27 protein-coding genes are annotated in these 24,819 nt (G+C 44.6%); 9 read left to right on the top strand and 18 right to left on the bottom strand.

Going from position 1 to position 24,819, the window contains the following annotated elements; translation table 11 throughout:
* Positions 1 to 45 precede the first annotated feature (45 nt).
* The 5 genes from rbsB (at position 46) to GZK95_RS20430 (ending at position 6,498) form a co-directional block, all read left to right on the top strand.
* On the top strand, positions 46 to 924 hold the full coding sequence (gene rbsB / locus GZK95_RS20450) for a ribose ABC transporter substrate-binding protein RbsB (protein WP_075706464.1): 879 nt from the start codon (positions 46 to 48) through the stop codon (positions 922 to 924).
* A 139-nt stretch (positions 925 to 1,063) separates the two neighbouring features.
* The gene (gene rbsK, locus GZK95_RS20445) at positions 1,064 to 1,981 is read left to right on the top strand and encodes a ribokinase (RefSeq protein WP_075716141.1); all 918 of its coding nucleotides are present in this window, start codon (positions 1,064 to 1,066) and stop codon (positions 1,979 to 1,981) included.
* Between the two features lie 14 nt (positions 1,982 to 1,995).
* The gene (locus tag GZK95_RS20440; protein WP_075706466.1) at positions 1,996 to 3,015 is read left to right on the top strand and encodes a substrate-binding domain-containing protein; all 1,020 of its coding nucleotides are present in this window, start codon (positions 1,996 to 1,998) and stop codon (positions 3,013 to 3,015) included.
* A gap of 265 nt (positions 3,016 to 3,280) precedes the next feature.
* The gene (locus GZK95_RS20435; protein ID WP_075706467.1) at positions 3,281 to 4,285 is read left to right on the top strand and encodes a TAXI family TRAP transporter solute-binding subunit; all 1,005 of its coding nucleotides are present in this window, start codon (positions 3,281 to 3,283) and stop codon (positions 4,283 to 4,285) included.
* A gap of 95 nt (positions 4,286 to 4,380) precedes the next feature.
* Positions 4,381 to 6,498, top strand: coding sequence for a TRAP transporter permease (locus GZK95_RS20430; protein ID WP_075716142.1), 2,118 nt, complete (start codon positions 4,381 to 4,383; stop codon positions 6,496 to 6,498).
* Positions 6,499 to 6,557: 59 nt separating this feature from the next.
* On the opposite strand, the gene GZK95_RS20425 is transcribed toward GZK95_RS20430, so the two are convergent.
* Positions 6,558 to 8,537: a DEAD/DEAH box helicase gene (locus GZK95_RS20425; RefSeq protein ID WP_075716143.1), complete on the bottom strand. Its 1,980-nt coding sequence runs from the start codon at positions 8,535 to 8,537 to the stop codon at positions 6,558 to 6,560.
* A 361-nt stretch (positions 8,538 to 8,898) separates the two neighbouring features.
* On the opposite strand from GZK95_RS20425, the gene rnb reads away from it, so the two are divergent.
* Complete coding sequence (rnb, locus tag GZK95_RS20420; RefSeq protein WP_075706470.1) at positions 8,899 to 10,914, top strand: exoribonuclease II; 2,016 nt, start codon at positions 8,899 to 8,901, stop codon at positions 10,912 to 10,914.
* Between the two features lie 795 nt (positions 10,915 to 11,709).
* Here rnb and GZK95_RS20415 read toward each other — a convergent pair.
* The 5 genes from GZK95_RS20415 to GZK95_RS20395 all read right to left on the bottom strand — a co-directional run bounded on the left by GZK95_RS20415 (position 11,710) and on the right by GZK95_RS20395 (position 14,255).
* Entirely contained in the window at positions 11,710 to 11,949 is a 240-nt protein-coding gene (locus GZK95_RS20415; protein WP_075706471.1) for a hypothetical protein, read from the bottom strand.
* Between the two features lie 124 nt (positions 11,950 to 12,073).
* Entirely contained in the window at positions 12,074 to 12,562 is a 489-nt protein-coding gene (locus GZK95_RS20410; RefSeq protein WP_075716144.1) for an acyl-CoA thioesterase, read from the bottom strand.
* Positions 12,563 to 12,645: 83 nt separating this feature from the next.
* Positions 12,646 to 12,858, bottom strand: coding sequence for a hypothetical protein (locus GZK95_RS20405; protein WP_075706473.1), 213 nt, complete (start codon positions 12,856 to 12,858; stop codon positions 12,646 to 12,648).
* Positions 12,859 to 13,117: 259 nt separating this feature from the next.
* Positions 13,118 to 13,441, bottom strand: coding sequence for a hypothetical protein (locus GZK95_RS20400; RefSeq protein WP_075716145.1), 324 nt, complete (start codon positions 13,439 to 13,441; stop codon positions 13,118 to 13,120).
* A 169-nt stretch (positions 13,442 to 13,610) separates the two neighbouring features.
* Positions 13,611 to 14,255 (bottom strand): helix-turn-helix domain-containing protein, encoded by a 645-nt coding sequence (locus GZK95_RS20395; protein WP_075716146.1) that lies wholly within the window; start codon positions 14,253 to 14,255, stop codon positions 13,611 to 13,613.
* 269 nt (positions 14,256 to 14,524) lie between these two features.
* Here GZK95_RS20395 and GZK95_RS20390 point away from each other — a divergent pair, with 269 nt between their 5' ends.
* Positions 14,525 to 14,713 (top strand): helix-turn-helix domain-containing protein, encoded by a 189-nt coding sequence (locus GZK95_RS20390; protein WP_139315096.1) that lies wholly within the window; start codon positions 14,525 to 14,527, stop codon positions 14,711 to 14,713.
* A gap of 184 nt (positions 14,714 to 14,897) precedes the next feature.
* Positions 14,898 to 15,176, top strand: a complete 279-nt coding sequence (locus GZK95_RS20385) for a hypothetical protein (protein ID WP_139315097.1) — start codon at positions 14,898 to 14,900, stop codon at positions 15,174 to 15,176.
* Between the two features lie 168 nt (positions 15,177 to 15,344).
* Here the strand turns inward: GZK95_RS20385 and GZK95_RS20380 are convergent, their stop codons facing one another.
* The 11 genes from GZK95_RS20380 to GZK95_RS20335 all read right to left on the bottom strand — a co-directional run bounded on the left by GZK95_RS20380 (position 15,345) and on the right by GZK95_RS20335 (position 22,314).
* Entirely contained in the window at positions 15,345 to 15,878 is a 534-nt protein-coding gene (locus GZK95_RS20380; protein WP_075706478.1) for a phosphatase PAP2 family protein, read from the bottom strand.
* Complete coding sequence (locus GZK95_RS22440) at positions 15,875 to 16,003, bottom strand: hypothetical protein (RefSeq protein ID WP_263862216.1); 129 nt, start codon at positions 16,001 to 16,003, stop codon at positions 15,875 to 15,877. The genes GZK95_RS20380 and GZK95_RS22440 overlap by 4 nt, the downstream gene beginning before the upstream one ends.
* A gap of 258 nt (positions 16,004 to 16,261) precedes the next feature.
* Positions 16,262 to 16,579 carry a hypothetical protein gene (locus GZK95_RS20375; RefSeq protein ID WP_139315098.1) on the bottom strand — a complete coding sequence of 106 codons (318 nt, stop codon included), beginning with the start codon at positions 16,577 to 16,579 and terminating at the stop codon, positions 16,262 to 16,264.
* A gap of 74 nt (positions 16,580 to 16,653) precedes the next feature.
* Positions 16,654 to 17,424 (bottom strand): hypothetical protein, encoded by a 771-nt coding sequence (locus tag GZK95_RS20370; protein ID WP_075716149.1) that lies wholly within the window; start codon positions 17,422 to 17,424, stop codon positions 16,654 to 16,656.
* A gap of 954 nt (positions 17,425 to 18,378) precedes the next feature.
* Entirely contained in the window at positions 18,379 to 18,729 is a 351-nt protein-coding gene (locus tag GZK95_RS20365; RefSeq protein ID WP_075716150.1) for a hypothetical protein, read from the bottom strand.
* The gene (locus tag GZK95_RS20360) at positions 18,714 to 19,064 is read right to left on the bottom strand and encodes a hypothetical protein (protein WP_075716151.1); all 351 of its coding nucleotides are present in this window, start codon (positions 19,062 to 19,064) and stop codon (positions 18,714 to 18,716) included. The genes GZK95_RS20365 and GZK95_RS20360 overlap by 16 nt, the downstream gene beginning before the upstream one ends.
* A gap of 236 nt (positions 19,065 to 19,300) precedes the next feature.
* Positions 19,301 to 19,537, bottom strand: coding sequence for a hypothetical protein (locus GZK95_RS20355; protein ID WP_075716152.1), 237 nt, complete (start codon positions 19,535 to 19,537; stop codon positions 19,301 to 19,303).
* A 174-nt stretch (positions 19,538 to 19,711) separates the two neighbouring features.
* Entirely contained in the window at positions 19,712 to 20,530 is an 819-nt protein-coding gene (locus tag GZK95_RS20350) for a HoxN/HupN/NixA family nickel/cobalt transporter (protein WP_075716153.1), read from the bottom strand.
* 10 nt (positions 20,531 to 20,540) lie between these two features.
* Positions 20,541 to 21,020: a pilus assembly FimT family protein gene (locus GZK95_RS22435; protein ID WP_075716154.1), complete on the bottom strand. Its 480-nt coding sequence runs from the start codon at positions 21,018 to 21,020 to the stop codon at positions 20,541 to 20,543.
* A 10-nt stretch (positions 21,021 to 21,030) separates the two neighbouring features.
* Positions 21,031 to 21,375 carry a nucleoside triphosphate pyrophosphohydrolase family protein gene (locus GZK95_RS20340; protein WP_075716155.1) on the bottom strand — a complete coding sequence of 115 codons (345 nt, stop codon included), beginning with the start codon at positions 21,373 to 21,375 and terminating at the stop codon, positions 21,031 to 21,033.
* A 495-nt stretch (positions 21,376 to 21,870) separates the two neighbouring features.
* Positions 21,871 to 22,314, bottom strand: a complete 444-nt coding sequence (locus GZK95_RS20335; RefSeq protein ID WP_139315099.1) for a hypothetical protein — start codon at positions 22,312 to 22,314, stop codon at positions 21,871 to 21,873.
* 273 nt (positions 22,315 to 22,587) lie between these two features.
* On the opposite strand from GZK95_RS20335, the gene GZK95_RS20330 reads away from it, so the two are divergent.
* On the top strand, positions 22,588 to 23,187 hold the full coding sequence (locus tag GZK95_RS20330; protein WP_075716157.1) for a DJ-1/PfpI family protein: 600 nt from the start codon (positions 22,588 to 22,590) through the stop codon (positions 23,185 to 23,187).
* Between the two features lie 155 nt (positions 23,188 to 23,342).
* On the opposite strand, the gene GZK95_RS20325 is transcribed toward GZK95_RS20330, so the two are convergent.
* Positions 23,343 to 24,773 (bottom strand): glyceraldehyde-3-phosphate dehydrogenase, encoded by a 1,431-nt coding sequence (locus GZK95_RS20325; RefSeq protein WP_075716158.1) that lies wholly within the window; start codon positions 24,771 to 24,773, stop codon positions 23,343 to 23,345.
* Positions 24,774 to 24,819 lie beyond the last annotated feature (46 nt).

Raw genomic sequence — 24,819 nt, 5'->3', positions numbered from 1 at the left:
TAGAGCCAAGCTCGCTTGGCTCGCTCGATACAAAGGACTAATACGATGAAAAAACTTGCGACTCTAATCTCAGCGGCGCTACTTACTTCTACAGTTTCCGTATCAGCTCAAGCGCAGGATACTATGGCGATTGTTCTGTCGACGCTTAATAACCCGTTTTTTGTCACGATGAAAGATGGCGCGGAAGCAAAGGCGAAAGAGCTCGGCTACGATTTGATTGTTTTGGATTCACAAAATGACCCAAGCAAAGAGCTATCAAACGTTGAAGACTTGACCATTCGTGGTGTAAAGGCAATCTTGATCAACCCAACGGACTCTGATGCCGTTTCTAATGCGATTCGCATTGCTAACCGCTCTAACATTCCTGTACTGACTCTTGACCGAGGCGCATCACGCGGTGAAGTAGTGAGCCATATTGCTTCTGATAACGTTGCTGGTGGTGAAATGGCAGGTAAGTTCATTATGGAAAAAGTGGGCGAGAAAGCGAAAGTTATTCAACTAGAAGGTATTGCGGGTACATCGGCAGCACGTGAACGTGGTGAAGGCTTCATGAACTCAGTGAAAGGCAGCGAGATGGAGCTATTGGCAAGCCAACCAGCTGATTTTGACCGCACTAAAGGTCTAAACGTCATGGAGAACTTACTTGCTGCTAATCCAGATGTACAAGCAGTATTTGCTCAGAATGATGAAATGGCATTAGGCGCACTTCGCGCAGTGCAAGCATCAGGCAAAGAGGTGTTGATTGTTGGTTTTGATGGCACGGATGACGGTATTGCAGCTGTTAATCGTGGCATGCTAGGCGCAACGATTGCTCAACAACCTGACTTGATTGGTGCACTTGGTGTTGAGACTGCAGCGAAAGTTCTTAAAGGCGAACAGGTCGAAGCCAACATCCCAGTACCACTTAAAGTTGTGACTAAATAGTCGTAATGGAGTTCCTGCTGCCGTTGGGCGGCAGGAGCTTTCGTTAACTCACTAGTGGCTTTAACTAAGTGCAGTGTGTGCTTACTTAAATCTATTTATCAGAAACACAAATGGTTGTGAAACAACCGAGGATAACCATATGAATAAGTTAGTGGTATTAGGTAGTGTTAACGCTGACCATGTTCTTCAAGTGCCTTCTTTTCCGCGTCCAGGTGAGACGCTACATGGTCATAATTATCAAGTTATCCCTGGCGGTAAAGGTGCCAATCAGGCTGTTGCCGCAGCTCGTCTAAATGCCGATGTTGGGTTTATTGCCTGCGTTGGTGATGACTCATTTGGAATTAATATTCGCGAAAGCTTTAAGCTTGATGGCATTAATACTCAGGGCGTGAAGCTTCAGCCGAATACGCCAACGGGCATTGCTATGATTCAAGTGGCTGCAAGTGGTGAAAACAGCATTTGCATTTCAGCGGAAGCGAATGACTGCTTAACGGCAGAGGCGATAGAAGCAGATTTACCCGCGATTCGTCAAGCCAAGTACCTGCTTACTCAGTTAGAAACGCCGTTGGAGGGCATCGAACGAGCTATCGAAGTCGCAAAAGAAGCGGGCACAAGCGTGATACTAAATCCTGCACCAGCAAAGCATTTGCCGGAGAGCTTGTTGAAAAATATCGCTGTGATTACCCCGAATGAGACCGAGGCTGAAGTCCTCACTGGTATTACCGTTGTAGATAGTGAAACCGCTCAGCTAGCAGCACAGGCATTGCACCTTAAGGGGATTGAAATCGTGATGATTACAATGGGGTCCAAAGGTGTTTGGTTGAGTCAAAATGGTCGCGGTGAATTGATTGCGGGCTATAAAGTAGATGCGATTGATACGACAGCGGCAGGTGACACATTTAATGGCGCATTTGTCACTGGCTTGTTAGAGGATATGCCGATAGAATCGGCGATTAAATTTGCCCACGGTGCAGCCGCAATCAGCGTTACACGCCTTGGAGCCCAGACATCTATTCCTCGTCGTGACGAGGTTGAAGAATTCCTCGCCAAGCAATAAAGGAGAACGATAGCATGGCAACCATGAAAGATATTGCCAGACTGGCCGGTGTATCTACTTCGACAGTCAGTCATGTTATCAATCAATCCCGCTATGTGAGTGAGGAAATCTCTGCACGAGTTAATCAAGCGGCACAAGATCTCAATTATACGCCTTCAGCGCTCGCTCGAAGCTTGAAAATGAATCGAACCAAAACCTTGGGTATGCTGATGACGACATCAACCAACCCATTTTTTGGTGAAGTGGTGAAAGGCGTTGAGCGTTGCTGTTATCAAAAGGGGTACAACCTGATTCTGTGTAATACAGAAGGGGATTCGCAGCGCATGAAAGCTTCGATTAATACTCTACTGCAAAAACGGGTCGATGGAATGATTTTGATGTGCTCTTCATTAGAAGGGGAGCGTATTGATATCTTCGAGAAATACCCAGACGTTCCCGTGGTGGTCATGGACTGGGGGCCGATGCTGTTTGCCAGCGATAAGATCCAAGATAACTCGCTGCAAGGTGGCTATATGGCGGCGAGATATCTGATTGAAAATGGTCATACTCAGATCGGGTGTATCACAGGACCGTTGCATCGTCATCAAGCTCAGATGCGTTACGAAGGCTACAAGCGTGCGATGCGTGAAGCTGGGTTAGAGTTCAATCCCCATTGGATTGTCGAATCGAACTTCGAATGTGATGGCGGTTATCAGGCATTTAACCGAATGTATGATAAAGGCCCTTTGCCAAGTGCGTTATTTGTTTGTAACGATATGATGGCGATGGGGGTGATCAATGCCGCTCACGAGAAAGGATTATCTGTTCCGCAAGATTTTTCAATTATTGGCTACGATGATATTCATATCGCCAAGTTTATGACTCCGCCATTGACGACGATACATCAGCCTAAGTACCGCTTGGGCCAAGCGGCTGTGGAAACCCTGTTAAGTAAGCTTGAAGATTTGTCTCGAGATGCGCTTGTGGTGCAGCTAGAGCCAACCTTGATAGAGAGAAATACGGTTAAGTGTTACGCGCTTTCAACCCAAAGTTAACGACGACAAGTCTCCCCTAATTGCCTTCGTTATCATCGATCATTTTCCAGAGCGCCGATTTAGGCGCTCTTTTTTTACACTTAAAAATACTGTTAACTTATTGTTATCAATAAGTGAGATCTAGATCCTTCCTTGGTGGTTTTATATCGCTTACTTTATAAGCAACCAGTTCACGGTTGCCGCTCAAACTGACCGCAATCGGTGGGTGTATAACGCGTCTGGCAAATCAGCGTTGATTGCCAATAAAACACATGGAGAGTCACAGATGAAAGTTTCTAAGTTAGCCAAAGGTTTGGCTCTAGCTGCTGCATGTATCGGTTTATCCGGCCAAGTCATGGCACAAGAACGTAGCTATATTTTAGCGACCGCTTCAACGGGAGGAACCTATTATCCTGTTGGCGTTGCACTCGCCACATTGAGTAAAGTTAAGTTGACGCCGCAGTATAAGTTCTCACTCTCTGCGATCAGCTCTGCTGGGTCTGGAGAGAATGTAAAGCTGCTGAATGAAAACGAAGCGCAGTTTGCAATCCTACAAGGTCTTTATGGGGCTTGGGCATGGAATGGTGAAGGCCCTTATAAAGCTCGCCAAGAAGAGTTACGTTCGGTTTCGATGTTATGGCAAAACGTTGAACATTTCATCGTTCGTAGTGATTTAGCGCAAACGGGAACCGTGAGTGATCTCAATAATCTCAAAGATAAGAAGTTCTCAATTGGTAAAAAGAATTCCGGGACAGAAAACTCTGGCCGCCAGATTATGCAAGGGCTAGGAGTTGATGTGGCAAGTTTCAATCTTGCTCATATGGGGTACGGTGGCAGTGCGAGTGCGCTACAAAATGGCACGATTGATGGAATGAACACCCCTGCGGGCGTGCCAGTTGGTGCTGTGACTCAAGCGTTTGCTGCCTTGGGCGAGGAGATTCAAATCCTCTCATTTACTGATGAGCAGATCAAACAAGCTAACGGTTCATACAATCTATGGACCAAGTATGAGATTCCAGCGGGTACTTATCCTGGCGTTGATAAAGCGATTAACACCATCGCGCAGCCAAACTTTCTCGCGGTTCGTCATGATGTTTCGGACGATGACGTTTATCAGTTGACCAAAGCGATCTACGAGAATCTACCTTTCTTACAAGGCATCCACAAAGCGACAAAAGCAATGGCGATAGAAAAGGCGATCGCAGGCTTACCGGTTCCGCTCCATCCTGGCGCGGTGAAATACTATCAAGAGATGGGTATTGATGTGCCGGAATCGCTGATTCTTCAATAATCTGGGTAATGCCAATTTAATTGGCTAGTGTTAGCAATGTCTCAACTCGAAAATGAGTTTGAGACATTGCGTCTCTCATTGCTAACGGAGTCGTTATGAGTGACGCCCAACAAGTCAAGCTCAGTCAATTTGAGCTTGCAACTCGCATCGAAACAAAATGGGTAGCGACCACAGTTACAGTATTGGGTGTGCTGCTGTCCCTTTTACATATCTGGTTTAACACCTTTTCAACTCTGTCCGAGCTATGGATTTCCGCAACGCACTTCGCTGGTTTTGCCGTGATGTGTGCCTTGCTCTATCCCGCTCACCGCCGCCTAATTAACAGTAAACCCGCTTTAGTTTTCGATATTATTATCGCGCTGGGGGCTGTTGCTTGTCTTATATATTTGCCGTTCGCGGAAGATGCTCTTTATGAGCGAGGGGTTAAGTTTGTCACCAGTGACTGGATATTTGCCATTATGGCGATAGTCATAGTGACAGAGCTTATTCGCCGAACAATGGGGTGGTTTATTCCGGTACTGATTGTTGTCTGCTTGAGCTATGTCGTGTGGTGGGGAAAATGGGCAAGTGGTATTTTCCATTTTCCAGGTTTGAGTGTAGAGACCTTGTTATACCGGAGTTTCTATTCTTCGGAGGGGATGTTTGGTCCAATTGCACGCATCAGTTGGAGCTTCGTGTTTATGTTTATTCTCTTTGGCGCATTTTTAGTGCGTTCAGGGGTTGGGGATTACATTATCAATGTTGCTCGAGCTGCGGCAGGAAAGATCATTGGAGGTCCAGGATTTATCGCCGTGATTGGTAGTGGGCTAATGGGGTCGGTATCAGGTTCCAGTGTTGCGAACACGGTTTCAACTGGCGTGATCAGTATTCCATTGATGCGTAAAGCAGGTTTTCCTGCGAAATTTGCAGCAGGGGTTGAGGCCGCCGCATCGACCGGTGGGCAATTGATGCCACCTGTTATGGGGGCAGGGGCGTTTATTATGGCTTCTTACACGCAAATACCTTATGTCGATATTATTGCCGTCTCGTTTATGCCTGCGCTGATCTATTTCCTTTCCGTGGGCTTTTTTGTTCGAATCGAGGCGAAACGCAGCGGAGTGCAAAAGATTACTGTTTCTGAAGTTTCGCTGTTACAGGTGTTGATTTCTGGTTGGCACAACCTTATCCCGCTTGCCGTGTTGGTGACGCTCCTTGTCCAAGGGTTTACCCCTACCTACGCCGCAGGTCTATCAATTATCTCCGTTGTTGTAGCAAGCTGGCTGTCTAAAGAGCATCGTATGGGTATCAGTGCCATTGTCGAGGCTTTAGCGCAAGGCGCACGCAATATGGCGACAACAGCGGTGCTGTTGGTTGGGATAGGTTTGGTTATCAATGTGATTAGCACCACGGGGATAGGGAACACCTTTTCCTTGATGATTGATAGCTGGGCAGGTGGTGATCTTCTGATGATGTTAGCGTTAATTGCTTTGGCATCACTGGTGCTTGGTATGGGGCTACCTGTTACTGCGGCTTATATAGTATTGGGTACCCTGTCAGCTCCGGCATTGTACAAATTGCTCGCGGAGCAGCAGTTGCTCGCTATGCTGGTGGCTGGTGAATTGCCGGAGCAAGCCAAAGCAATCTTTATGCTTGCGGCGCCGGATAAGCTCGGATTGCTTTCTGCGCCTATGTCAGCAGTGACGGCAAATGAACTGATTTCACTCGTTCCTGCTGATTTTATGAGTATGTTACTGGAGCAAGCATTGGGTCTTGAAACTGTCGCCTTGGCTTTATTGTCTGCGCACTTAATTATTTTTTGGTTATCACAAGACAGTAATGTGACGCCCCCCGTATGCTTAACCGCATTTGCCGCAGCGACGATCGCAAAAACCCCGCCAATGCGTACTGGTTTAATGGCTTGGAAGATAGCAAAAGGGCTCTATCTGGTGCCGATATTGATTGCTTACAGTGGTTTGGTCAGTTGGGAAATCACCCATGTCTTGGAAGTCGGTCTACTGGCGATTATAGGGACATATGCGTTAATCGCAGCGATTGAAGGCTATTTAGAAGGGCCGCTCAACTGGATGTTGAGGGTAACGATGTTAGTAGTTGGCGCTAGTTTGGTATGGCCCAATGTAGAACTCGTATTTAGATTGGCCGCGCTGGTGCTTTTTGTCATCATATTTGCTTACAGTGCGAAAATGTACCGTCAACGGGCTCCGGCGATCAATTAGTGATTTGATTATCATCAGACATAAAAAAACCGGCGATAAACGCCGGTTTTTCAATTTGCTTAGTCTTCGTTGCGACGACCGCCATCACGACGACCATGACCACGTTCACCACGGTGATTGCCACGGTGATCGCCACCACGGTTACGATCGAAACGACGTTCGCCACCTTCGCGGTTGCCATCACGGTTACCACGGTAGCCACCTTCACGGTTACCATCGCGGTTGCCACGGTAGCCACCTTCGCGGTTACCATCACGGTTGCCGTCGCGGTTACCACGGTAGCCGCCACCATCACGGTTGCCACGGAAGCCACCATCACGACGACCACCGTCGCGACGACCGCCATCACGACGACCACGAGGTTCACGGAAATCATCAAAGTCACATACAACCGCGCCAACTTCTTTCTGACGGATACGTAGTTTACTTAGTTTGCCAGCTGTCTCTGAGCTCATTGCTTTAGGAAGCTGAACGTAAGTTTGACCTTGGTCTAGTTTGATTGCACCGATAGAACCTTTCACTAGGCCTAGTTCGTTAGCAAGTGCACCAACGATGTCTTTAACTTGAACGCCTTGCTCACGACCTACTTGCAGTTGGTAAGTATCCCAATCTTGGTTGTTGAAGCTACGACCACCTTCGCGACGACCACCATCACGGCCACCTTCACGGCGGTCTTGACGACGTTGCTTGTCACGTGCAATTGCTTCAACCATTGGGTCCTCGCCAATGTAGAATAGAGGACGCTTGCCTTGTTGACGCTTAAGAAGGATAGCTGCAAGAGTCGTAGAATCGATCTCTAGCGTTTCTTGTAGCTTCTCAACGAGTTCAACAAACTTGTCTAGTGCTTTGTGTTCTTTTTCTGCTTCTAGCTCTGCACCTAGTTTAACTAGACGTGCTTCTGCTACTGCGTCACGTAGAGGCAGTTGGATTTCTTCCATAGAAGACTTAGTTACGCGCTCGATAGTGCGTAGCATACGAATTTGGTTAGTGCGAACTAGAAGAATCGCTTTACCTTGACGTCCAGCACGACCAGTACGACCGATACGGTGGATGTAAGATTCCACATCAAATGGGATATCGTAGTTGAATACGTGAGTAATACGTGGAACATCAAGACCACGAGCGACAACGTCAGTCGCAACTAGAATATCGATTACGCCATTTTTGATGTGATCAACTGTGCGCTCACGCAGAGACTGAGGAATATCGCCGTGTAGTGCTGCAGCTTTGAAGCCACGTGCACATAGCCAGTCAGCTAGGCGCTCAGTATCTTGACGTGTACGTACGAATACGATTGAAGCGTCAGTTTCTTCAGTTTCAAGTAGACGAGACATTGCTTCGTCTTTCTCTACACCTTTAACAACCCAGAACTGTTGTTCTACTTTGTCAACAGTGTGGTTCTTACCTGCAACGTCAACCATTACTGGTTCGCGTAGGAAGCGCTCAACAATGTTTTTCAGCATTGGAGGCATAGTTGCAGAGAAAAGAACGCGTTGAGCTGATGCAGGAGCGTGCTCCATGATTGCAGTCACGTCATCTACGAAGCCCATGTTTAACATTTCATCAGCTTCATCAAGGATGAAAGTGTTTACTTCGTCAAGGTGTAGACGGTCACGGTTGATTAGGTCTTGAACACGACCTGGAGTACCTACGATCACGTGCGCACCATTCTTAAGTGCACGCATTTGATCAACGATAGAAGTACCACCGTAGATTTCTAGAACTTTAAGACCAGAAATATTTTGACCTAGGTTCTTCATCTCAGCAGCAACCTGAATCGCTAGCTCACGAGTAGGAGCAAGTACGATTGCTTGAGGTTTGCGTTGAGAAAGATCGAGTTTGTTCAATAGCGGAAGAGAGAAAGCCGCTGTTTTACCTGTACCTGTTTGCGCTTTACCTAGAGCATCAGCACCTTCAAGAAGATGCGGAATTGCCGCTGCTTGGATAGGAGTTGGAGAAACAAAACCCATGCTATCAAGAGCTGAAAGGATGGCGTCATTTAGCGCTAATTCACTAAATTGAATTACAGTATCTGTCATTGGGATCCCATTAACAAAAAAAAACAAAAGGTCCCACGAGCTCTACCAATTCCAATACCAATCCAGATTGAGCTGATTCCATTCAGATGCGGATAAGTGTTAAATCGCATCAAGCCGCTAGGGACATAAGGGAGGCGGATTATTCCCTAAAAGCACAAAAAAAGCCAGAAAAAATTGAATTTCATCACAAAAAACTCCTAGAGAAGGTCTGGTTGACTCTTTTGTCGTCACATAATTGAGAATTCGTAATCATTTTGCTCAATTTGGAGAGCTAGGTAGACTTACAAAGTGGCGCTTTGTGTGGCTTGGCACAATGGCGAATGTTATAGTGTGCGCAATTTTACAAGCGATAAGAGTTAAGATGTTCCAAGATAACCCGCTACTGGCTCAGCTAAAACAGCAGATTCAAGAAAACCTCCCGAAGAAAGAAGGGACAATCAAAGCCACAGAAAAAGGCTTTGGATTCTTAGAAGTGGATAGCAAAACCAGCTTCTTTATTCCACCACCGTATATGAAGAAGTGTCTTCATGGCGACAAAGTGAAAGCGATTATTCGCACGGAGAATGAACGTGAGGTGGCAGAGCCTGAAGAGCTTTTGGAGCAAAACTTAACTCGCTTTATTGGTCGCGTAAAAATGTTCAAAGGCAAATTGAACGTGACCCCAGATCACCCGCAACTCAAAAAGCAGTCTCTAAAAGCAAAGGTAAAGAAAGGGCTTAACCCTAATGATTTTGCTGAAGGTGACTGGGTCGTTGCTCATTTGATTGGCCACCCATTAAAAGGGGATAACGGCTTCTTTGTCGAAATCTCGCAAAAGGTGACCAATGCGGATGACAAGATCGCACCGTGGTGGGTAACGCTAGCACAGAATGATCTGCCAAACAGCGAGCCTGCTGGTATCGATAACTGGGAAATTAAAGATGACGCGGATCTAGAGCGCGTTGATATGACCCACGTACCGTTTGTTACCATCGACGGTGAGTCCACTAAAGATATGGACGATGCCCTATATGCGAAGAAGTTAGACAATGGCGATTTTGCTTTAACGATCGCAATTGCTGATCCTACTGCTTATATTACACCGGATAGTGAAATGGATAAGGTTGCGCGTGAGCGTGGCTTTACTATCTACTTACCTGGTCGCAATATTCCAATGCTCCCTCGTGATTTGGCTGATGAGCTTTGCTCATTAATGCAAGACGAAATCCGCCCAGCATTATGCTGTACCGTTACTGTGAGCAAAGATGGTGTGATTGGCGATGATATCAACTTCTTTGCCGCGCATATTAAGTCTCACGCGCGTTTAGCTTACGATCACGTATCCGATTGGCTGGAAAATGGCGAATCAACGGCTTGGCAACCAAGTGAAGAAATTGCGCAGATCGTTCGCGACCTCTACCAGTTCTCATTAGCACGTGCTGACTGGCGTGAAACTAATGCGGTGGTTTTCCCTGACCGTCCGGATTATCGTTTTGAACTCAGTGAAGATAACGATGTTATCGCGATTCACGCAGATATGCGTCGTAGTGCTAATCGTCTTGTTGAGGAAGCGATGATTACGGCAAATATTTGTGCGGGTAAAACTCTACAAGCAAGTTTTGGTTCGGGTGTATTTAACCATCACGCGGGTATCAAGCCAGAGAAAGTGGCAGAAGTGATTGAGATGGTGAATCCAAATGGTGAACTACCATTTACCGCTGAGTCAATTGTAACCCTAGAAGGCTTTGCCGCTTTACGTCGTTGGTTGGGTGCTCAAGAGAGCAGTTACTTTGACAACCGAATTCGTAAGATGCAAACCTACAGTGAAATCGGCAATCAACCTCTTCCGCACTTTGCGATGGGGCTAGACATCTATGCCACTTGGACTTCACCAATTCGTAAATATGGCGACATGATCAATCACCGTATGTTGAAGGCGCATATTCTGGGTAAAGAACCAGAACAGCTAGCTGATGAAACTGTTGGTGAAGAACTAGCGTTGCACCGTAAACACCACAATATGGCGGAACGCAGTGTTTCGGATTGGTTATATGCCCGCACACTTGCGGAGGAGCCAGCGAAAGCAACTAAGTTCAACGCCGAGATCTTTGATATTAATCGTGCAGGTATGCGAGTGCGTCTCGTTGAAAATGGCGCTGCTGCTTTTGTCCCTAGCTCGTTGATTATGGATAATAAAGAGCGCATTGAATGCAATGCCGATAATGGAACCGTTTCTATCGACAAACAGATTGAGTTTCGTTTAGGCGACACGCTAGAAGTCGTTCTTGCGGATGTGAACCAAGAGAATCGTAGTCTCGTTGCTAAACCGACACGAGTGTTTGCAGCGCTAGAAAGTGACGCAAAACAAGAGGCACAAACTCAAGCCTCAGCTGAGTAAGTCACGACAGTTTGATCCCCTGAGTGGTGAATACCATTCAGGGGATTTTTATTTGCTACGAAACCAAATTTTTGGTGAAAAAGAACTAAAGCAAACATATTGTTACATTGGTAGTGAAATATGTGGGTAGCCAAAAGTAAATAGCTATTTGATTACTCAATCAATTGGGCTGTAATTATAGTTTTAGTCAGCGTATTTGAGTGGTTCAATGATAGATTGTTCTAACTATAGTGTGTGTGTAGATCAAAAATACTCATGTATTTGAGATTTATATCGCAGTGCGGTTGCTTTCATTAAAATATTGAGACACACTACTAGTTAAGTTGTTTGAGTATTTCGAATTAGCATAAAAGACTGAAATGTCGTTGATTAATCAGTAAATAGCTCTAGCACATTTGATTGTCCAAAATCTCGCAAAATTCTGGTTGGTCGGAGGATTTATTCAACTAGGGTTTAGCGGGGTTTATAACAATGATAAAGGCGACTACAGGTCGCCTACTGTAGTCATTACTTAACCCAGATGGTTTGGCCGCCGATCAAGTTAAGTAACCTACGAATTTGGTGTTACGCATAGCTGGCTGTTAGCTTAGATTCCTTACTATCCCTACTAACAGTTTTTGTAACCTGCCTGAGCAACCATGCTCAGGCTTTTTTGTTTTTGCGTTGTGGATATTAGAGTGGGAGTCAGGTGTGCGGTAGTGGTTACGGAACGATATGCGATTAGGTGCAAATAATTGTGCTACTTGTGCTTGTTAACTGTGATATGAGTAAGAAGCCTTCCTAAGCTTGTATCAGCTAAAACTCACGACTTGATGGTGCGCAGCCTAAGTATTGCAGCAGAACATAAAGACTCTCTTGCGCGAGTGCGACTCGACGGAAAAGGTCAGCAAAGGTTTCGTCCCCACCAAAACATGCTTGAATGTAGTAGTTGATTTGCTGTGCGTTATAACCTTCGACATACATAGATCTTACCCATTGGTACTCAACCGACTTAGGGTTACTTAACGTATTTTCATCCAACGTTGTTTTTTTCATGCTAAGCCCGAATCCTTGATAAAAGCTATAAGGCAAGGATTTAATCAAATCAAGATGAAAGAAAAATGACAACGAGGTAAATCCCGTAAACAAAGTCGATGTGGATTAAATACTTGAGTAGATATCAGGGTTTCAGGTACTTAACGTGGGCTTGCATTTCTTCGCCAATCTGCTTACGCATGTTCATCAATTTGATTGCCGACTCGCGCAGCTCAATATCATGCGGTTCAGTTGGAATCCATTCTGGTACTGGTGTTGGGTTACCCAATTCATCCACCGCGACCATAATGACTATACAGTGAGTAGTGAGTCGGTTTGATAACTCTTTAGGATCGCTGGCTTGAACATCAATCGCGATGTGCATCGAGCTACTACCAGTGTAAATAACTTTCGCACTTACTTCGACTAAGTTGCCGACATGGATAGGGGATACAAAGCGAATGCCGCCTGCATATGCGGTAATGCAGTATTTACCACTCCAACCTGCAGCACACGCATAGGCTGCGAGGTCAATCCACTTCATGGCTGCGCCGCCATGGACTTTACCGCCAAAGTTCACATCACTTGGCTCAGCCAAAAAGCGTAAGGTGATCTCTCTTTGCTGTTTACTCATCGTCTTACTCCTTGACGTAAAACAGCAATATAACAAAGATTCGCTTCAATGATCTATTGAATGCCTCTCAAAGGCGCTGGTTGCTATTTGCTCACTTCTTCAAACTCACCTTCAATAACATTATGGTGTGCTTGGCCCGCATAGCGTGTGTTGGATTGGGCTTTCTCAGCTGCCTTGACCAATTTTCTTCCTGTTAAAGCACCTAAAATTGCAATAGGGATAGCAATCAATAGGCTGCCGATTAGGAGAAAGAAGCCAGTAATCAAAGCAATAAATGTGGTAATGACTCGAGTCATACTTTTTTCCTCTGTAATAGTCGTTGGTGAAAATGAGCAATCAAAACGTCAACGACCAACTAACATAGAGCATAATAGGCAAAAGATGAATAGAGTATGAATGAAGTTTGGTGTGATTGGATGTTACTGCGAATGATACTGAAGTATCACGCCCTTCCATGGGCAAGCAATATAATGTAGTACGTGAAATCGGCGATTTTACTCAGAAAAAGCGTAAATCTAACAGCCCGACTTGAGTGCTGATTAATAAATTGACAAGTTACGTGCTGGCTAACATAAGTGCAGTGTCTAAGTCTGAGGCTTCTAAAGGCGCATCAGTCACAGTAACGCCGACGCCAGTAGATGATGTGTTTTCACTACCTAGGCGCAAAATTTTGCTGCCAAATCGAATACCCTTGTGATTAATCTGATCACGCATCGTTGCGTCGGTCACGCTTTCTAACAGGGCGCGTAGTTCTGCAGCAAGTTCGTGACTCCCTCTGTTCTTAAAGCTCGGATGGATAAAGCCTTCTTTCTTATAGGTGTAGTTATACGGCTCTATTGTTCGATAAACCAGTTCGCTCACAATTGATTCTATTGACATGACCTTAATCCTCGGGTTGATAAATATGATTGCAATAAGCTATTTGTGTTTCATATATGGTCAATAATGATAGCACGAAAGGTTTAAAAGTGAAGGCTCCTGACGTTTTTTTGACTTATCTGGTTAAAAAAAAACCGCCTTGTTGGCGGTTATAGATTTAGGTAACTGTTTAGCTTCTTTTTTTCCAAACGCCCCATTTCGCCACGCCTAGTACTTCTAAGTTATTAACGTCGCAGACAGTGGTTGCATTTTTGGTGGTATCGTCGCCACGCCATACATGTACTTTGTCAGCGACCATCACTAGCGTATAGAAATCGAACGGGGCATTGACACCAATACGAGCAAAAACAAGATCGTCATTTTGCCACTGCTCATTTTTGGATATTAGAGCGGCGCAGTCCCAAATAGAGGCGAGTGGCCCTTGCAGTGGGTACATTACGCCAAATTGACCGGCGTATTGAGTAGGGACAGCCATGTGCTCGACAGGGTTAACATCATGCCCACTCATTAACGCATTAATATCCGCTCGGCTGTAAACATTCACTGTTGCAGCGCCTGCTCCGATTGAGTCATTGATCGTTTGTCGACATGTGTGGCGGTCGCCAACGCCACATATTAGCCAATGAGGTTCAACATCAAGGTATTTCGCAATCAACTCTAGGTCACACACACTTGGGTAAGTGCGAGTGTGATCTTTTGCAAGATAGCGGCTGATGGTCGCTTTGCCTCTATTCACTCCTTTCGCCAAGCTACCATAGGATTCACGACGCTCTTTCATCACCATTAAAATTCGGTCTTGATAATTATCTTCCATAGTTACTCCACGATTTACTCATTCAAGAAACGCGGAGGTTCTAGCCACGAACTTGAGATGAGTTGATTCAAAAATCTCAACACTTTGCCTTTTTGGTTCAATACGCTGATGAAAATAGCCACTATGGGTTCAATTCTGATTTGAATCAAATTTAATCAAACTGTATCATTATAGCATCATTGATGAAATTTATGAGGGTTGTTTTGATTGAAATAATGCAAGCTGAAGCTCAAAAAAGAATATTTGATCGTTTGAGGAAACACTATGGTGTGGGTTCTGTAGCATTAGGGCGTCTATTCGATATTTCGCGTGCAAGCATGTATCGCTATGAGCATGGTCAGCTCGTATTGCCAATGGATACGGGGATTCGAATCGAAAAAGTCAGCCGTGGTGTTGTGCAGCGTCATGAGATTTTTCCCGCGATGTTTAGTGGGTATGTCCGTGAAGATGGCGAGTAAAAGTGAGCATAATGCAGTAATTGCGTGAAATATTCGCCTGATAGATTTGGTTTCAAATGTGAAACCAAATCTTGAGTGGGGGGGATAGAAACGTTGTTGTGGCATAGGCAAAGTTTTAGCAGAAATATTGGAGGGGAATTTGAGCTGCTTTTCATCTTTAGTGACGAAGGTTGGGCGTCCAGCTGTGTATTTATTGAAAGCGCTGTGCCAACGCACACGAAGTCGAGTCAATGTGCCAAGCATTCAAGTTGATGGTAAAACCTATTGGCAGTTTTCTGGTAAAGAGTTATCAGCGGGGAACAGTTTGATCAAGCAAGAGATCGCTTTTCAAATTCATATGGGGCGATTGATGGCAAAAGGTATCGTTGATGTCGTTAAGCAGGGCAACTATCGCTACGCTCGTATTACGGAAGAGTATCGAGAAATGAGCGATGCTTGTCCCGAGTCTATTGCGTCTGTCTAAAGAGTGAGGTTGCTAAGTAGACCGCGATATTTAGTCGTGACACAGAGATAGACATGCCTTTGTTCTAACGGTACGGGTTGATGAATGATAATCGAGGTTGGAGTATTGATTTTCGCGTTAAAAACGACGCTTGTTTCAAGCGTCGTTTTAAATAACAGAGAGCGCGAACTAAAAAGAGTAGTTAAACATGATTCCTTGCGCGTCTGAGTTACCAAACTGTGCAGGGACAACAGCGAGGTTTTTGTCTTCGAACTTGGTTGTGACAAAGTAGCTTACCCCGTAGGCGAGTGCTGCACCCGCAAGTACGTCGGTTTTCCAGTGTCGGTTTACATACACGCGTGAGTAACCAACGTAAGAAGCCGCCATGTACGCAGGTAGCCCATACTCCCAACCGTAACGATGGTGTAAGAACGAAGCACCACTAAATGCCAGCGAAGTATGCCCTGAAGGGAAAGAGTTGTAGGTGCTGCCATCGGGTCTTAACACTGCGGTAGTGACTTTTAAACCGTGTGTTCCGATGCCCGTTAGCGCCGCCCCTTTTGCAAGTTGCCAAACTCCTTCATTATCGTCTTTACCGAGTGCGACAGCCAGTGCGGCAAGAGGTACACCAAACTGTAATGCATCACCAACAGCCCCAGTTTTTGAGCTGTCAGCAAACGCCAACATTGGACATAATGCAAATAAAATCAGGGCTTTTTTCATTTTGTTAGCTCCACTGCATAGTGTGGAACAGTGAGCGCATCGTGTATTTTATGTGCGCAGGCAGCCAAGGCCACTAATAAGAACAGTACATAGAGAAGAGTGGCTTGTTTTACTAATTTATCCATGATGATACCTTCTACAATAAGACCATTGTTGATCTTGTTGGGTAAAATCGAATCGTTATTGATTCACTCGAATGAACGCGTGACGTCTGCTGCCGTTATCGTGTGTGGGCTTCCTGCTTCGTATCAGTTGCTTCGCTGTCGAAGAAACCTATTACATCCATTCTCTATTACCGAAGGCGTGCGTATCACCTGCTAGTTGGCGCGATCATTCTCGCGTTTAGCGTGACGTTCACAGTTGATGGCTCGATTTAATATTGCTTACTCATATTGGGATGAGCATTTTGTGTCGTGATAATCAGATAGGGTTGAATCACGATTTTGTTCTATTTCCAAACTAGGACTTTGGCTGAACACACCATCATAGAATAGGTGCCTCGTTTTACTGTTTAGAGGCTTAACGTCATCATTGCTGCTCGTATTGAGCAACTGGATGTCACCTTGTGAGAGGGTGTAAATCGAAACAGCACTACCATTTAAGTAGTGTTGAATGTCGGTCACCTTGATCGCCTCATCTGCTTTAACCTGACAGGTAGACCATAAAGTCATGACACTCAGAGCCAGAAATGTCTTTTTCATGCTTGAGCCTAGTGATGGAGAAGAATTGAGCATCCATGCTCAATGACTATCCGTAAACGGTTTTAGTTACTCAATTAGAATGAGAACTTAGCACCCAGCTTGATCGCATTGTCATGGTTGTCATGGTTGTGCGCGTACTGAATGTATGGTGCAACGCCTTCGTAACCAGTGAAGGTTGCTTTTAGTTCGCTAGACCAGAAGCTGTTAGTTTTGCTTTCTAGTAGGCGGTGGTGTGTGTTGAAAGAACGAATATCTTTATTTAGCTCCGACTTATGGATGCCTTTTGCTGTTAAGGTGACGTTTTCTAGATTGTAACCTACTAGTAGGTCAGTACGACCAATAGAACTGCGTGCAGAGTTCTCTACAGTTTTGTTATTGCTGTCTACATAACGTTGGCCAGTTTTACTTGTGTTAGTATCAATACGGTAACGAGCTGACGCAAAGAAATCACCAAATGCAGCGCCTGCTTCTACACCAAACTTAGCGACGTTTGACTTTGTACCAAACTGAGTGAAGTCCAGAATCTCAATGTCGTCATCTTTTTTATTCCACTTGTATACAAAACCTGCAGATGGTTTTAGGTAGAAGTTTTCGCCTAGTTCGAACTTGTAGCTTGCGCCTAGGTCAAGGTCTTTACCTGTTGTTGCTTCTGCGCTTAAAGTTAGGTTTTCGTAACCGTACGCTAGTTCAACACCTTGTTTTGCTGAGCTTTCACCAAACAAACCTTCATTTTTTTCTGTGCCTGTTACACGCTCACCGTATACATCTAGAGTAATACCAGCGATTGCAGGAGCGGCGCCCATTAGAGCGGCAAGAACGGCAGAAGTGACTGCTAATTTTTTCATGATTAATCCTAATTAGTTTAATGATTATATTTTTGAGTTTCACAAATGGTGCGCACTGTATCATTTTGATAAATTGCGTTTCATTTGTGGTTCGAGAGGTACTATACCTAACTCATTTTCGTTTGTGAAGGCTTTGTGATTAGAAAAATCTAAAAAAGTTCCATAAATATATTTCAAAACTTTAATGCTAGATCATATTTGATTGCTTTCTTGTGTGGTTATGAATTTTTTTGAGGTTGGCACAGCTTGGTTTGACTTGATTTAGGGAGGTGTTATTCTTGACGTGAAATCATAAATGACAAAGTTGGTTCTTCTTATTGGTGTTTTTTTCTAGGTGAGCTCAATTTGGAATGTCCTGGGTTCAAAACTGATTGTTAGGTGCCGGGGAGGGGAGCGTAGCTGAACAACGCCATTGTTGAAGCGGTCTTAGTTCAAAACAGTGAGTTAACGCAAGTCGCAATGCTTGCGTTTAGTGATACTGGAAGGAAGTGGCACGTTGAGGGTCTAGCGGTTCTCAATCAAAAATCGCTAACGATATATACGCACCAAGGTAACTCACCATCTAGGAGTCATTCACTGGTCTGGTTTCTACGTTAAACTACTTGAAAATAGACGACTATTTTACGTCGCAGTTTTCCTTGTTCTTAAACCCGTGATAAGGCTCTGAATCCGGCATCTTTAAATCACTTGAGTGTATACACGGGGTCTCAGTGTAGTGATGTGGATTAAATAGTACATAGCCCACGACAAGCATAAAGAGCGTGAAGGAAGCTAATATTAGAATGTGCCTTTTCATTTCTGTTTCCTGCTCGTGTTAGGTTAGACTTGCTGTTCGGCCAAGAAATGAAGCCACACTTCATCCAAGTACAGCATCAGCATTAACAGTGCGACCGGTAACACGACGACCAACATAAAAGCTTTCAACAACCTCATTTGTTCACTCTCTACTGCGATTTAGTCAGCAAAAAAGTAAGCCTTAAGGCGTGGTGTTTGAGCGCTCAAGTGGCTTTTTTTGGCAATGTGATCGGTAGGAAATGTAGTGCGCTCTCTCATCTCTTTAGATATGTTCAATCGGTTGGCCGAGAGCATCTCTAATTGACCACTGAGTTGCTTGAGCTCACTAACAGTGTGCCAGTATTCGTTATTTCTCAAATAGCTGATTTGTTCGACTCTTTGTGTGACTTTTTGGTATGCACTACTGATGGTCTTTAAGTACTGTTCGGTTTTATCCGATAGGTAGCAAAGTGCCGGTGTGCTCATGGCGCACAACTCTTGGATGGTCAATATTCTTACTGAAGTTTCCATAGGTTCCCCTCATTTGTTCTCGACATAACACGCTGTACTTTTGCGTAATCTTGTATAAATGAAGTGTGGAGTTGCTCAGACACTTCTAAAGCTTCATTTAACTTTTGAATGGCTTGTTCTTTACTTTTCACCAAAGTCGCCGACCAAAGATGAATTTTAATTTCTTCAATTGCAGCATTATGCAGTGAGTTGGCAGTGTGCTTTGTCTTGTCGAATGTCTGTGCTAGTGACAGCCGCTTCTCTTGTGTATCAATAAGATGAGAGCGATGTTCATGCAGCAAATTAATCGCTGTGCGTAAGTTCTTATTCAAATGGAGTAGTTGTACAAGTCTCATTGGTTTACCGCTAAGCGTGAGTTAAGAGTGGTTGTCGTTTTGAACGCTACAACCTCGACAATCAAAAGTGTATTGAACCTATCTTTGTTGGTTCTGTGTCTAGCCAATACATAAAGCCAGATAAATTAGCCCCATCACAATGCGAGGAACCCAAACTTCCCAATCAATCATAAAATTGAACTCCGATTATTTGCTGGTGTGAACGTCGTATGTTTTACCCAATAGTGCAGATGGCACTAATCTAGATACATATGGCCATTGATATAGTGTCCGCTATCGTAGGCCTTGACGATTTCTTCTTTAACTATCTGCTCATTGCCATAGATATCTAACACCGAGACATTGAAAAGCATTGAGCATGACTCGTCAGTACAGTTAAAGACGACTTCGAAGTCATCTCGAAACATTTCTACACATTCGATGATTTGCTCTTGCTCAAACATGCGTCCGGTCTTGATAGTCAAATTTTTCATGTTTTAGCCCTAGATATCATTATCAAGCATTATGTTTATGATAATTTCATTAATGATTTAGATTGTCATGTTGGTGTCATTATGGGATCGATATGGAAGTATTTCATGTGCTAAATTGATGCAAAATGTAACTCAAAAATCGGTGATGAATTCTTTAATGATGTTTTATTGTGGTTAAAGGGAGAGTGTTTGCAGCGGGGGAATTACCGCGAGGCTGTTTGTACGAGACATCATCACGGCTAAAACAACAATAAGGATACCGCTGACTATCTGTAACACTCGGGAAATATTTTGCGAGTAGGGCACAAGGCTACATGACAACGCAGTTTTGGTGATCAGTACCATACAGGCGAGGATGCTTGTGGTGACCGTCACCCCCAAAGCGATCGAAAAGGATGCCAGCAAGCCGACATAATGGAGGTTTAGCATGCTTGAAAACAGCATCGCCATAAGCGTACTTATACAGGGTCGGCAACCTAGTGCGAGTATCAACCCGTAGACAGTGTTCGCTTTACTCGCGCCACAAAAACTACCCCAAACTGAAAGCAGGCCAAATATAACTAGACCAAAGCAACTCACTTGAGATACCACGTTGAACATAGGATGGGGGTGATTAATCGACGAAGTCACAAGGCAACTTATGGTCATTACTAGAAGGGTGCTGAGGGTTTGCAGTAACGACGTTGCGCTTGTAATGAGCAAAGCGGTGGTGATGGTTGTTTTGTGGGCGATTAAGTATGCGCACGTTACAGCCTTCCCATGCCCAGGACCAAGGGCATGCACCATTCCATACAGATAACTCAATACCACTATCCATAATGAGTTCCAACCTTGGTCGTCTTGGAAAGCGTAAATGGTATCAGTCAGTATATTACCCACTTCTCTTTGAACACTCATTGCGTTGATAAGTAGTAGGTTCCAGTACTTACCAAAGAAAGCAAGAGTTAAACAAACAATCGAAAAGGCAATGAGTCGATCGCCTAACCGGTTCATATGCTCTCCGTTAGCAGCCAATATGGACTAAGTTGAACAGCAGTTCGCCATTGCTAGCTTGATGAACATCAAGGCGGCATTGGAATAAGTTTTGCCATGATGGCTCTGTAGTATCTAACTGCTTATCTGTAGAAATAGTAGTAACAAGCTTTCCGTCTTTATCTTCATACTCATCCAAAAAATACCCTGATAGGTCAACGGCTTTAAGTAGGTTCTCTTTGCTGTTATCCACGTGACCAAATTCTGTCTCGATAACAATGTTACCTTGAGCGAAACTTGCCGCAGGTATGCTCTCGATACCATGTCGAACCGCCTTGGAGTAAACGAGGCTGTCCGCACTTTTTACCGCACCTTGAGCGCCTTTGAGAACGGAAATCCGCGCATCGCTACTTAGGTTCAAGAAGCGCGGTGCTGCTGTTACCGCGAGAATGGCAAGAATGACGATGACAATGACCAACTCTATTAGGGTGAAACCTTGACTCTGTTTCATAGCTTGATCTCTAATTGTTGCTAGATTCTAGTAATGAGACTTTCTCTTCCCAGCGAGCAAGCTTTCTTGCTGAGATATGACGCAATGTTTCTGCCATTTGTTCAACAGTCAGATCGCCGGTTTGAGCCATCGCAAGAAACGCAATGTCCAGTGCGACGTTGACGACATCAACGGCCTCACCGACGATACCGTCTTCTCCGCCTTTGGATTGAGGTAAACGACCTTGATTGATTTGAACTTCTATCGCGAGTTCACCCACTTCTTCGACAAGCTTAGCGAGGTCAAAGTCTAGAGTGCGTGTGAATCCTTGTGTGCCAAGTTTTTTGGCTTGAACAAGTTTCATTGTTTCTAACATGGGGGCACCTTGATGTGTTCAATAGAACTAAAAACAAACAGTTCGTTAGTTGGGTGAAAAAAAAGGTCGCGAACGACCTTTGAATTAGGACAGTAAACTAAGTTAGGCGTCAGTCTTAGACTCCTATAAGTGATTACTCCGGACATTAAGTAAATCACTGGTAGAAACCAAAGAATAGAGTTCTTAGGATACAAAAATGAGCGTTTAATGGAGTTTGCGAATCAAATTTGCTCCCGATTGCTACGTATTATACATCTTATGTTTCAGATGTGAAGTGTTTTGATGGTTTTTCTGAAAATTTGGTGCTAAATATGGGTTTTTAAAACAAAATTTCTCTTGTCTGTTTTGAAAATGATTTCTAAAACTAAAGGAAGTTTCGTGTTTGAGGTTTGTTGAGCTAGAAAAAACTAGGCCTGTGTCGGCCTAGATTGAATATGTCATTGTTTTGCCTAAATGGATAAGCTTTTAGCTCAGGGGGAGTTTTATTGGTGGAAACTATTTTTCGACAGCTTCGCCAACGATGACCACATTCCCTGTCTCTTCATCTAAGTATGCGCCAATAGGTTGCGGCATTGCCTCATATTCAAACTCGTAACAGGTTCTTGCTTCCCAAACGCCAGAACGATTTTTACTAGACGTTGCTTGCATGTTTGGTTGATTTATTCGCAGCCACTCGTTGGCAACATCACGCAGGGGTTGCTCTTCTGTGCTTGAGAAGACACCGGAGTTTTGATAGCAAGCAAGTACTTTTTGCTGCGCCTCGTCGCGATGAGGAGAGACAATATATTGTGACCCATCTTCTGAGTTGAAGATGGATTCATTGCCTACTTTGTAGTCCATCAGCATTGAAACGTCTTGAACCGTGTTGTAAACAGAACATCCTCCAAGCACTGAAGAAGAGAGTAGAGCAAAAGAGAGTGCTTTAGTCATGTTATTCATTATTGACTGCCTATAATAGTTGAAAATAAAACGCTAGTGCGTGGTCCGTTGTGATATCGTCATTGGTAGTTATCAATCTAACTTTATTTGAATCATAAATGATTTCAAATGATAGTTTATTTTCAATTGTGATTTTTAATGTCAGCATGATGTCAAGGAAAGTTGTGTTGAAGGTTGAAAGATGATTGATGACTATCTCGGTCGCGATCAAGTCATCGCTATGCTTTGGAAGGTCGTTATAGGCAGTCTTTGTTTTTAATGGAGAGTCGCAGTATGAATAAGTCCCATCATGTAGTCGCGTTGATCTTTGATGACTATGAAACTCTAGACCTACATGGACCTATCGAAATGCTAGGTCGTGTGGAAGGTGTTGCAACTGCAATCACTTTGGTTGCAGAGAAAGACGTCATTACCAGTAGCCAAGGTACCCGAATTCTATCTGATCGTCTGGTGTCAGAGCCTATTCCTTGCGATATGTTTATGACCATTGGCGGCGTGGGCACGCGTAGTGAAATCGACAATCAGAAGTTATTAACTTGGATAGTGCATCAATGTGAGGTGTCTGAGAAAGTCTTTACTGTGTGCACGGGGGCGGCTCTACTCGCACGAGCAGGTGTGCTTGACGGCATCCCTGCGACCACCAATAAATTAGCTTATGATTGGGTGGTCTCGCTTAACGACAAGGTGTTGTGGCAGCGCAAAGCTCGATGGGTAAACCATGGTAAGTTTTTGACTTCGTCGGGAGTTGCTGCCGGTACTGATGCGTCACTGGCATATATTGCGGAGCGATTTGGATACGAGCAGGCGAAGCAGGTCGAAAGAGTTACAGAGTACATTTGGAATGAAAATGCAGACGACGATCCGTACGCCTAACAAGAAAGCCACACTTCACCAAGTGCGGCTTTAACTGTTACGTCTGAAATAGTGCCTTCCAAACGGTGGCAAAAAGAAAACGCGACGCAAAGCTCTAAGTCGTATTTCTCTTTACAGCCCTGCATGTAAAACTTCAGCGTCTTACCGCGTAATCGCTAGGGAAGGGTTTTATACCTAACACCCATCATTTGCTCCATGCAGTGCACAACTTGGCAACTGTATCCAAACTCGTTGTCATACCAAATATACAGAACGCAACGTTTGTCTTGAGCAATCGTTGCTGCGCCATCGACAACGCCAGCAAAACGGGAACCGACAAGGTCGGTCGACACGACTTCGGTTGAATCTGTGTAATCGATTTGGCCTGATAGCTCAGAGTTGAGTGCCATTTCGCGCAAATAACTATTGAGGCTTTCACGGTCGGCAGCATTAGCTAGATTTAGATTGGCAACAGCCATAGAAACATTCGGTGTTGGCACTCGGATAGCATTGCCTGTTAGTTTGCCTGCTAATTCTGGCAGTGCTTTAGCAACCGCTTTGGCTGCTCCGGTTGAAGTGAGTACCATGTTCAATGACGCGCTGCGTCCGCGGCGTTCACCACTATGGAAGTTGTCGATGAGGTTTTGATCATTGGTGAATGAGTGAACGGTTTCAATATGTCCAGATTCGATACCATAACGATCATTTAGCGCTTTCAATACCGGAGTGATGGCATTGGTGGTACAACTTGCCGCAGAGATAATCGTATCATCTGGTTGGATCACTTGATCATTTACGCCAAAGACAACGTTCTTGATATCTCCTTTCCCCGGTGCTGTCAGAAGCACTTTTTCTGCACCTTTAGACGCTAGATGCTTACTCAGTCCTTCGCTATCTCGCCATACACCTGTGTTGTCGACCACCAAAGCGTTGTTAATTCCATACTGAGTATAATCAACGTCTTCTGGTTGATTTGCGTAGATAATCTGGATGTAATTGCCATTGGCAATGATCGCTTTGCGTTCTTCGTCTACAGAGATACTGCCGTTGAATTGGCCATGTACCGAGTCTCGACGCAGTAGACTTGCGCGCTTCTGTAGATCGCCATTCTTGCCGCCACGTACCACGATTGCACGTAAACGGAGAGGGTAACCAGGGCCGCTTTTTTCAACAAGTAAACGTGTCAGTAGACGACCGATTCGGCCGAAACCGTACAGAACCACGTCTCTAGGTGTACCAACGCCCTCACCATTCATCGCGGTAACGAGTGCCGAATGAAGAAAGTCTTTAAGAGCATGTGTGTCGGTATGGTTTTGCCAATATTGGTCAGCGAGTTGACCAACATCGACTTTGCACGGAGAAAGAGGTAATTCCGCGAGTGCTTGAATGATGGGTAAGGTCTGGGTTGGGGTGAGTGCTGTGCCACTATAGTGACGGGAAAGGCGATGGGTTTTGATGATGTCGATAGTAGCGGCGTTTACCAGTGTCTTACCAAAGACGAGGACTTCAACACCCTTCAGTCGATACAACTGTCCAAGTAAAGGGGAGATTGTTTCAGCAATGGTTTGGTTCGTTTGCCAGTCGAGCAGATGTTTTTCAGGACTCATGTAACTTAGGACCTTTTCACGTTTTGGTTTTAGCTTCCACGCCAAG

It is taken from the genome of Vibrio panuliri (assembly GCF_009938205.1).
GTDB classification, from domain to species: Bacteria; Pseudomonadota; Gammaproteobacteria; order Enterobacterales; family Vibrionaceae; genus Vibrio; species Vibrio panuliri.
Note: the sequence above shows the minus strand (reverse complement) of the source record. Positions and strands in the feature narration are given on the sequence as shown.

Bases quoted from the DNA above. Each gene is read 5' to 3' on its own strand.
- GZK95_RS20375 (WP_139315098.1), bottom strand. From the start codon at position 16,579: ATGAAAAAGACATTTCTGGCTCTGAGTGTCATGACTTTATGGTCTACC.
- GZK95_RS20410 (WP_075716144.1), bottom strand. From the start codon at position 12,562: ATGAGTAAACAGCAAAGAGAGATCACCTTACGCTTTTTGGCTGAGCCA.
- GZK95_RS20350 (WP_075716153.1), bottom strand. From the start codon at position 20,530: ATGAACCGGTTAGGCGATCGACTCATTGCCTTTTCGATTGTTTGTTTA.
- GZK95_RS20415 (WP_075706471.1), bottom strand. From the start codon at position 11,949: ATGAAAAAAACAACGTTGGATGAAAATACGTTAAGTAACCCTAAGTCG.
- GZK95_RS20430 (WP_075716142.1), top strand. From the start codon at position 4,381: ATGAGTGACGCCCAACAAGTCAAGCTCAGTCAATTTGAGCTTGCAACT.
- GZK95_RS20400 (WP_075716145.1), bottom strand. From the start codon at position 13,441: ATGTCAATAGAATCAATTGTGAGCGAACTGGTTTATCGAACAATAGAG.
- GZK95_RS20330 (WP_075716157.1), top strand. From the start codon at position 22,588: ATGAATAAGTCCCATCATGTAGTCGCGTTGATCTTTGATGACTATGAA.
- GZK95_RS20370 (WP_075716149.1), bottom strand. From the start codon at position 17,424: ATGAAAAAATTAGCAGTCACTTCTGCCGTTCTTGCCGCTCTAATGGGC.
- GZK95_RS20355 (WP_075716152.1), bottom strand. From the start codon at position 19,537: ATGAAAAATTTGACTATCAAGACCGGACGCATGTTTGAGCAAGAGCAA.
- GZK95_RS20425 (WP_075716143.1), bottom strand. From the start codon at position 8,537: ATGACAGATACTGTAATTCAATTTAGTGAATTAGCGCTAAATGACGCC.
- GZK95_RS22440 (WP_263862216.1), bottom strand. From the start codon at position 16,003: ATGGATAAATTAGTAAAACAAGCCACTCTTCTCTATGTACTGTTCTTA.
- GZK95_RS20335 (WP_139315099.1), bottom strand. From the start codon at position 22,314: ATGAATAACATGACTAAAGCACTCTCTTTTGCTCTACTCTCTTCTTCA.
- rnb (WP_075706470.1), top strand. From the start codon at position 8,899: ATGTTCCAAGATAACCCGCTACTGGCTCAGCTAAAACAGCAGATTCAA.
- GZK95_RS20365 (WP_075716150.1), bottom strand. From the start codon at position 18,729: ATGGAAACTTCAGTAAGAATATTGACCATCCAAGAGTTGTGCGCCATG.
- GZK95_RS20360 (WP_075716151.1), bottom strand. From the start codon at position 19,064: ATGAGACTTGTACAACTACTCCATTTGAATAAGAACTTACGCACAGCG.
- GZK95_RS20440 (WP_075706466.1), top strand. From the start codon at position 1,996: ATGGCAACCATGAAAGATATTGCCAGACTGGCCGGTGTATCTACTTCG.
- GZK95_RS20395 (WP_075716146.1), bottom strand. From the start codon at position 14,255: ATGGAAGATAATTATCAAGACCGAATTTTAATGGTGATGAAAGAGCGT.
- GZK95_RS20340 (WP_075716155.1), bottom strand. From the start codon at position 21,375: ATGTTAGAAACAATGAAACTTGTTCAAGCCAAAAAACTTGGCACACAA.
- rbsK (WP_075716141.1), top strand. From the start codon at position 1,064: ATGAATAAGTTAGTGGTATTAGGTAGTGTTAACGCTGACCATGTTCTT.
- rbsB (WP_075706464.1), top strand. From the start codon at position 46: ATGAAAAAACTTGCGACTCTAATCTCAGCGGCGCTACTTACTTCTACA.
- GZK95_RS20325 (WP_075716158.1), bottom strand. From the start codon at position 24,773: ATGAGTCCTGAAAAACATCTGCTCGACTGGCAAACGAACCAAACCATT.
- GZK95_RS20380 (WP_075706478.1), bottom strand. From the start codon at position 15,878: ATGAAAAAAGCCCTGATTTTATTTGCATTATGTCCAATGTTGGCGTTT.
- GZK95_RS22435 (WP_075716154.1), bottom strand. From the start codon at position 21,020: ATGAAACAGAGTCAAGGTTTCACCCTAATAGAGTTGGTCATTGTCATC.
- GZK95_RS20405 (WP_075706473.1), bottom strand. From the start codon at position 12,858: ATGACTCGAGTCATTACCACATTTATTGCTTTGATTACTGGCTTCTTT.
- GZK95_RS20435 (WP_075706467.1), top strand. From the start codon at position 3,281: ATGAAAGTTTCTAAGTTAGCCAAAGGTTTGGCTCTAGCTGCTGCATGT.